Here is a 1,837-nt window from a genome sequence, read left to right on the forward strand (position 1 = left end):
GCGTGCGTTCATCAAGCACAAGGCGGACATCCGGCCTCGCCTCCGCATAAAGCTGGACGAGTTGCGGCACGACACTGTGGGCGGCATGCATCATGAATCCAAATCGCAATTCGCCCTTCATGCCGCTGGAAACCAACCTGACATCCCGACAGGCGTCCTCAAACTGCCCCAGTACATTTCTGCAGTCTTTCATGAAGTGTTTTCCCGCTGAGGTCAGCGCCACATTGCGCGAGTTTCGTTCAAACAGCTTCACGCCCAACGTGTGTTCGATCATGGCAATCTGGCGACTGAACGGCGGCTGGCTCATGTTCATCCGCTCGGCGGCCCGACCGAAATGAAGCGTCTCCGCCAGAGCCATAAAATATCGCATATGCCGCGTGTCCATCTGATACCTTGAAAGTATTAATTGTAAACAATATGAGCATTGGATTATATCAATAGCGTTGGGTAGCGTCACGCTTTTGCTGACCTCCCGAGATTCTTGATGCTGAACAATCTGCTGATCGTCCTCCCCATCTTTGCCCTCATCCTTACCGGATGGACCGCACGCAAATCAGGTGCTCTGGGTCCTAATGCCACGCGCGAAGTCAATCGGCTGGTGGTCTATCTTGCACTACCTGCGGTGCTATTCGACATCGTGGCGAAAGCAAAAATGACTGATCTGTGGGAGCCGGGATTCATTGCGGCGTTTACGATTGGCTGTTTTATCGTATTCATCGGAACGCTGTGCTGGCGGGTTTCAACAGGACATCATCTTGCTGATTCGGCCATTGACGGACTGAACGCGAGCTATGCCAATACGGGGTTCGTCGGCTTCCCGCTAGTCCTGTCTCTTGTCGGCGATACCGGTATGGCACCGACGCTCATCGCTACAATCGTAACGGTCTGTGTGCTGTTTGCCATAGCGATCGTCCTGATCGAGGCCGGACTGCAGACCGAAGCGCGCCGTCGCGATATCGTTGCGAAAACGCTCTTTTCGTTGGTGAAAAATCCGCTTCTGGTGGCGCCAGCACTTGGTGGCCTTGTCATGGTATCGGGTGGACATCTGCCGGAACCGATTCATGCCTTCATGAAGCTTCTCGGCGGGGCGGCATCCCCCTGCGCTCTGATCGCCCTCGGCCTGTTCCTTGCTGGAAATTCGGCCCATGCCGTGCCTGCACGCCAGTCGACTGCCGCCATTCTTGTCGGCCTGAAGCTAATCGCCCAGCCCCTGATTACGTGGATCATCGCAGCGCCAGTGCTCCACCTGCCGCCAGAGATGACAAAAGTTGCCGTGCTTCTTGCAGCACTCCCAACGGGAACCGGCTCGTTCATGCTGGCGGAGTTCTATGATCGTGAGGCGGCCCTTACCGGCCGTGTGGTCCTTGCCACCACCGTATTCTCGATTGCAACAATCTCACTCTATCTCGCCTTTACACCAGCGTAACTGCGTTAATCGGCATTTTGACAAAGTTTCGAACAATAATATCCACCAGCCAGTCTACAAATATCCGCACACGCGAAGAAAACTGCCTATTGCTCGGACAAAGCACTGAAACCGGCGTGGTTAGAAATCAGGGAGCACTTCGATCAGTGCTCCATTCGCAAAGTCATCCGCAAATCCATAACGCGGAACCTGCAGGAAGCCCAATCCGTGTCTCGTCGCTGTGGCATAGGTATCAACCCCTGCAGATCACGCTGGATCAACATATGGCAAACCTGCGTGTGGACCTTCTGAATGACACATACCGCCTCATCCTCGACATACAAGGCGCGATAAAGATTCCCAAAACCGGACATGTGCGCGTGGCAAGTCCGACATACTCGCGTATGCCGTCACCGTTGTTCCCGTCTGCCA

Annotated in this window: 2 protein-coding genes; one reads left to right on the forward strand and one right to left on the reverse strand. The window is 54.7% G+C overall.

Features of this window, described 5'->3' with window-relative positions; translation table 11 throughout:
- A partial coding sequence (locus ABF824_RS16320; protein ID WP_415490001.1) for a LysR family transcriptional regulator occupies positions 1-385 on the reverse strand: 385 nt, incomplete at its 3' end.
- Between the two features lie 99 nt (positions 386-484).
- Between ABF824_RS16320 and ABF824_RS16325 the strand changes: the two genes are divergently transcribed.
- Entirely contained in the window at positions 485-1,426 is a 942-nt protein-coding gene (locus tag ABF824_RS16325; RefSeq protein WP_406239932.1) for an AEC family transporter, read from the forward strand.
- Positions 1,427-1,837: the final 411 nt, after the last annotated feature.

Source organism: Acetobacter sp., assembly GCF_047721705.1.
In the GTDB taxonomy this organism is placed as follows: Bacteria; Pseudomonadota; Alphaproteobacteria; order Acetobacterales; family Acetobacteraceae; genus Acetobacter.

Excerpts from the sequence above, each read along its gene's own strand:
- ABF824_RS16325 (WP_406239932.1), top strand. The coding sequence starts at position 485 with ATGCTGAACAATCTGCTGATCGTCCTCCCCATCTTTGCCCTCATCCTT.